At 32.5% G+C, this 6,758-nt stretch carries 4 protein-coding genes; 2 read left to right on the top strand and 2 right to left on the bottom strand.

Features of this window, described 5'->3' with window-relative positions:
- Positions 1-389: 389 nt before the first annotated feature.
- Positions 390-1,343, bottom strand: coding sequence for an AAA family ATPase (locus tag B0A66_RS22550; RefSeq protein WP_089052093.1), 954 nt, complete (start codon positions 1,341-1,343; stop codon positions 390-392).
- A gap of 78 nt (positions 1,344-1,421) precedes the next feature.
- A complete protein-coding gene (locus B0A66_RS22545) occupies positions 1,422-2,858 on the bottom strand; it encodes a peptidylprolyl isomerase (protein WP_089052092.1) in 1,437 nt (478 codons plus the stop codon).
- Between the two features lie 487 nt (positions 2,859-3,345).
- Here B0A66_RS22545 and B0A66_RS22540 point away from each other — a divergent pair, with 487 nt between their 5' ends.
- Positions 3,346-4,788, top strand: a complete 1,443-nt coding sequence (locus tag B0A66_RS22540; RefSeq protein WP_089052091.1) for an alpha-amylase — start codon at positions 3,346-3,348, stop codon at positions 4,786-4,788.
- A 152-nt stretch (positions 4,789-4,940) separates the two neighbouring features.
- A complete protein-coding gene (locus B0A66_RS22535) occupies positions 4,941-6,530 on the top strand; it encodes a peptide chain release factor 3 (RefSeq protein ID WP_089052090.1) in 1,590 nt (529 codons plus the stop codon).
- The last annotated feature ends 228 nt before the right edge of the window (positions 6,531-6,758 follow it).

The raw sequence follows: 6,758 nt of genomic DNA, 5'->3' as shown, positions 1-6,758 counted from the left end.
TACGCAAATTTAAACATTAAACCTTATAATTAAACAAAATATAATAGAACTCGTGTATTCAAAAATTATTATTGCTAAAAAACGATGTTGACTGCTTGTTTTTGCTAAAAAATCAAATTAATATTAAAAAAATAAATTTTTAACATTTTAAAATCTTTTCTTTAACAAAGTCGAAATTTGTTGTTATAAACAAAGCGTTGTTTTGATTGGTTTTTAACAAAGAATGATTCTAAATTAGGATTTACAACGTTATAGTGATCCTTTTTTGCTTTTCAATTATACATTTCGACATAAAACGAATTGCAAAAATTGAAAGAATTTTGTAAGTTTAAATAAGAGCAAAAAAAAGCCTGACATTGAAATGTCAGGCTTTCTAAATATATGTTTTATTATAACAGTTTCTGAATGATAATCTCTTCTGTAATTCCCTCAGCATCTGCCTTATAGTTCTTAATAATTCTATGACGCAATATTCCGGTAGCAACGGCTTTTACATCTTCGATATCCGGTGAAAATTTACCGTGAAATGCTGCATGTGCTTTTGCTGCTAATATTAGGTTTTGAGAAGCTCTTGGCCCTGCACCCCAATCCAGATAGTTTTTTACAAAATCATTGGTTAAAGCATTATCAGGACGTGTTTTGCTTACTAATGTTACTGCATATTCTATTACATTGTCAGCCACTGGAATTCTGCGAATTAAATGCTGAAAATCTATGATTTCCTGTGCAGAGAACAATGGGTTTATAGTTGTTTTTACATCAGAAGTGGTACGTTTTACGACTTGCACTTCTTCTTCGAAGGTTGGATATTCTAATTTTATAGCAAACATAAAACGGTCTAATTGTGCTTCAGGCAACGGATATGTTCCTTCCTGCTCAATTGGGTTTTGTGTTGCCAATACAAAATAAGGCAAATCTAACTTATGAATTTCTCCCGCAATAGTTACGGAACGCTCCTGCATTGCTTCTAAAAGAGCGGCCTGTGTTTTTGGAGGTGTTCTGTTGATCTCATCGGCTAAAATAATATTAGAAAAAACAGGTCCTTTTATAAATTTAAATCTTCTGTTTTCATCTAATATTTCACTTCCTAAGATATCAGAAGGCATTAAATCGGGTGTAAACTGAATTCTTTTAAAGTCTAATCCTAAAGCCTGAGACAATGTATTTATCAATAATGTTTTTGCCAATCCCGGCACACCAATCAAAAGTGCGTGTCCTCCTGAAAAAATGCAAATCAATATTTGATCTACGACATCGTCCTGGCCCACAATAATTTTTGCTATTTCGGCTTTTAATTCGTTCCTTTTTTGAACTAGGTTATGAATTGCTGTTACGTCAGACATTTATGAATGTATTTAAATTTAAAAAGAGTTAGAAATATGAAATCATAAAACTAACTCTTTTTATTTATTTAATAAAAATTATTTTTTCAACCAGTTGTTTGTAAACTTACAATCTCTGTACTCTCCACTAATTTTAATGTAAGTATCTTTAATTTTAGTATCAAACCATTTTGCAATTGTACTGATCTGTTTTTCTTTTAATGCTAATTCTTTAATTTTAGTATAATCTTTAGCATAATCAGCAACGTGTTGGTCAATTCTGTTGGTAACGGTAATTAACTTATAGGTCTTTTTACCTTTATCGTCTGTGTTTAAAAGTGGCTGAGAAACTTCAAAATCTTTTAGGTTTGAAACCTGGCTGTATAACGTTGGATCCATTTTGGTTAATTCAAAACGTGTATCCTGTGTATTTGGGTTTACTAATGTACCTCCGTTTGCTCTAGTTTCTTTTTCGTCAGATTCTGTTCTAGCAGCATCTGCAAATGTAAGTTCTTTGTTTACAATTTTACTTCTAACGTTTATAGCTCTTTCTTTTGCTTCTTTTAAAGCATTTTCTGAAACGGTAGGTGAAATCAAAATATGGCGTAATTCTACTTCCTGTCCTTTTATCTTATCGACCATAATAATATGGTATCCAAAGTTAGTTTCAAAAGGCTCTGAAATTTCTCCTTCTGCCAAACTAAAAGCAACATCTTTAAATTCTTTTACGAAAGGTGTTTTTCTGGTCATTTTATAAAAACCTCCATTGGGTGCAGATCCCGGATCCTGAGAATATAATACTGCCTTTGTTGCAAAACTGGAACCTTCGAGAACATCTGCTCTAATTCCGTTTAACCTGTCAATTACTTTTTGTTTATCTTCTTTGGTAACTTTAGGTTCAATAACAATTTGTGCTACTTCCATTTCAGCACCAAACGTTGGCAACTCATCTTTTGGTATTTTCTTAAAGAAATTACGAACTTCTTCCGGAGTAATCTCTACAGCATCAACAATTTTCTTTGTCATTTCTGACGCTAGTTTTTGCTCCTTTAAAATATCTGAGAAATAGGTTTTAAATTCTTCTACAGAACCTTTTTTATAATAAGCAACTACTTTGTTAATGTCTCCTACTTGTTGAATCATATAATTCAAACGCTCTTCCATCATACTTCTTACTTCGGCATCGCTTACAATAATACTATCCTGAATAGCCTGATGTGCATATAATTTATCTTCTAAAAGCTTACCAAGCATCTGGCATCTTGTAATATCTTTTATATTACCTCCCTGACCGGCAATTTCTAAATAGGCTTTATCAATATCTGAATCTAAAACAATATAATCTCCTACTGTAGCAATAATACCATCAATCTTAAGCTTTTGTCCGGCTGGAATTTCTAAGGGTTTTTCTGCCACGACAGTAGCATCTGGTATAATTTCCTGCGCAGAAACAATTGAAGTGAAAAAAAGTAAAAAACACATTGTTAGTACAAACTTGTAATCAATTGTTTTTAGCTGTAATTTTTTTAATAACATTATTTTAAATTTAATTTTAATGTAAAGGTCTTGCTTTAGCAATAGAATTTTAAACGTAATTAATTTACTTATATTTTCAGATTTCTTTGAAAACAACAAATAATTAAGATCTAAGTTCTTTTAACTTATAACGAACAAAAATAACAATTCAATTACATAATACAACTATCAGCTATACTATTAACAAAAAATTATAGCCGTTCATTTAAAATTGAATTTAAAGTTGATCTATCTCCTGTGTTTTAATTCTCTATCAGCTCTATAAAATCAATTTTTAAAGATAATTGTAATCTTTAAATCTTCTAAAATAAAAAGTTTTTAACACTACAACGTTTTCGTGGTATAAATATTTTCTTATAAAATACAATTACATCAAATAAAACATACTTTAGATGCGTAATTAATAATTTATAGGTAGTAAAATTATGAATATCTCTTTTAAATTATACAATTCAAACTTTATTAACCTTAACCACATCAAAAAATTATGAAAAAAACACATGCCTCAATTTATTTTGTTGCCGTAATTGCATTTCTTTTTTATTCTTGCTCGCAAAATGAAACAGACAGCGTAGATGCTAAAGCTGAAAGTCAGCAATTTAAAATCATCAACGTTACGAATCATGACGGAAAATCTTTTAGTACAGGGGATGCAAAATCCTCTGAAACTGGAAAATATGTAGAAAATCCAGGCGGAGGCGTTATGATGCAAGCTTTTTACTGGGATGTTCCTGCTGGCGGAAATTGGTGGAATACTGTAAACGGAAAACTAACGGATTGGTCAAATGCAGGAATTGGATCGATTTGGTTACCGCCGGCATCTAAAGCACAAAACGGACCTTTATCCATGGGTTACGATCCTACAGATTATTTCGATTTTGGAGATTACAATCAAAATGGAACTATCGAAACCCGATTTGGTTCTAAAACAGAACTGGTAAATCTTATTACAAAGGCGCACGCTGAGAATATGAAGGTATATGCTGATATTGTTTTGAACCACAATAGTGGAGGTCAATCTGAAGCTAATCCTTTTACAGGAACAAATACCTGGACTAATTTTACAGGAATCGCTTCCGGAAAATTCAAACGAACTTATAACAATTTTTACAAAAACAGTTTTGGTAATAATGATGAAGGCTTTTTTGGCGGTTTTCCTGATTTATGCCATGCCGATCCTTATGTACAAGATTGGTTGTGGATTAGAGCTGATGGGGTTGGTAAGTACTATAAAAATACGATGAAGTTTGACGGATGGCGATTTGACTATGTAAAAGGTTTCGGTCCGTGGGTAGTAAATGCCTGGAATGCTAATGTTGGCGGATTTTCTGTGGGTGAATATTGGGATGCCAATGTAAACACGCTTGAATGGTGGGCTAACAATGCGAATAGTTCTGTTTTTGATTTTGCTTGTTACTATAAAATGAATGATGCTTTTGACGGAAACAATCTTGCTTTACTAAATGATGACATGATGTGGAAGAGAAATCCTTTTAAAGCGGTAACTTTTGTAACCAATCATGACACGGATGAAATATCTAGCAAATTATTAGCTTATTCGTATATCTTGACTCATGAAGGTTATCCAACTTTATTTTACAAAGATTATGAAGAAACGCTGGACAAAAATAAATTGAACAACCTTATATGGATTCATAACAACAAAGCTACCGGTAATACTTCTATTTTATATTCTGACAATGATGAATATGTTGCCCGAAGAAATGGATACAACGGCAATCCCGGATTAGTGGTGTACATTAATAATTCGACTTCATGGCAGGAAAGATGGGTAGAAACCAATTGGGCTTCTACACAAATTAAAGATTTTACTGGTAACTCTTCCTGGTATCCAACTACACAGGGAGACAAGTGGGTAAAAATTCAATGTCCTCCAAAAGGTTACACTGTTTGGTCGGTTAATCAATAATTTTAAAAATTTCAATACTAAGGGCTGTTCAATCGACAGCCTTTTGTTTTATTACTCCCTTACCTAAATATATAAAGACTTCCCAATTTAAGAAGTGAATATTTTTATTAAGCCGTAATTAGTAGTACTTTTGCAACCTATTTATACAAAATATGAGCTTTTTAAAAGAAATACAACGCAGAAGAACATTTGGAATTATATCGCATCCTGATGCCGGTAAAACGACTTTAACTGAAAAGTTATTGTTATTCGGAGGGGCTATTCAGGAAGCTGGTGCCGTGAAAAATAATAAAATTAAAAAAGGAGCAACGAGTGATTTTATGGAAATCGAACGCCAAAGAGGTATTTCGGTTTCAACATCTGTTCTTGCTTTTAATTATCAAGATAAAAAGATCAACATTCTGGATACTCCGGGTCACAAGGATTTTGCCGAAGATACTTTTAGAACTCTTACTGCTGTTGATAGTGTAATTGTTGTAATTGACGTTGCAAAAGGGGTTGAGGAACAAACAGAAAAATTAGTTGCTGTTTGTAGAATGCGAAACATTCCGATGATCGTTTTTATCAACAAATTAGACCGTGAAGGAAAAGATGCTTTTGACTTAATGGATGAAGTTGAACAGAAATTAGGTTTAAAGGTTACGCCGCTAAGTTTCCCTATCGGAATGGGATATGATTTTCAGGGAATTTATAATTTATGGGAACAAAACATTAATCTTTTTAGTGGAGACAGCCGTAAAAACATCGAGGAAACAATTGCTTTTTCTGATGTACAAAATCCTGAATTAGAAAAAATAATTGGTCAAAAACCAGCGGATAAATTACGTGAAGAATTAGAACTGATTGATGAAGTATATCCTAAATTTGAACGTCAGGATTATTTAGACGGAAAAATTCAGCCTGTCTTTTTTGGTTCGGCTTTGAATAATTTTGGAGTTCGCGAATTGTTGGATTGTTTTGTTGCAATTGCTCCATCTCCAAGACCAAAAGATTCTGAAACGCGTTTGGTTGATCCTGCTGAGGAAAAACTAACTGGATTTGTATTTAAAATCCACGCCAACATGGATCCTAAACACAGAGATCGTCTGGCATTTATAAAAATTGTTTCGGGAACTTTTGAAAGAAATAAGCCTTATTATCATGTTCGTCAGAAGAAAAATTTAAAATTCTCCAGCCCAAATGCTTTCTTCGCAGAGAAAAAAGAAATTGTAGATATTTCTTATCCGGGTGATATTGTTGGTTTACATGATACCGGAAACTTTAAAATTGGTGATACACTTACAGAAGGTGAAGTAATGAGCTTTAAAGGTATTCCGAGTTTCTCACCGGAACACTTTAGATACATCAATAACGCAGATCCAATGAAGGCTAAGCAGCTTGATAAAGGTATTGATCAGTTAATGGATGAAGGTGTTGCGCAGTTGTTTACTTTAGAAATGAACAATCGTAAAGTTATTGGAACGGTTGGAGCACTTCAGTACGAGGTTATTCAGTACCGTTTGGAGCATGAATATGGTGCAAAATGTACTTACGAAAACTTCCCGGTACACAAAGCATGTTGGGTAAAGCCTAATGATCCTAAGAGTGAAGAATTTAAAGAGTTTAAACGTATCAAACAAAAATTCCTTGCTCACGATAAATACGGTCAATTGGTATTTTTAGCTGATTCTGATTTTACAATTCAAATGACACAAAGTAAATATCCGAACGTAAAGTTATTCTTTACTTCAGAGTTTGAATAAATCTTTATAAAAATAGTAAAAGCGCCAACTTAAATAAGTTGGCGCTTTTTTTTGAATTAATTAACCTGTACTAAGTCATTATATTCTAAAAATTGATGTATTCACTAAGAAAGACAAATTATACTAAAAATTCTGACAGAAAAAACTAAGTCGATGAAATTAAACTAAAATCCGTTTAACTGCATCTTTAATTTTTCGTAAAATTAGGTGAGTTGTCCTGAAAAAGGT

Source organism: Flavobacterium hercynium, from assembly GCF_002217285.1.
Taxonomy (GTDB): Bacteria; Bacteroidota; Bacteroidia; order Flavobacteriales; family Flavobacteriaceae; genus Flavobacterium; species Flavobacterium hercynium.
Note: the sequence above shows the minus strand (reverse complement) of the source record. Positions and strands in the feature narration are given on the sequence as shown.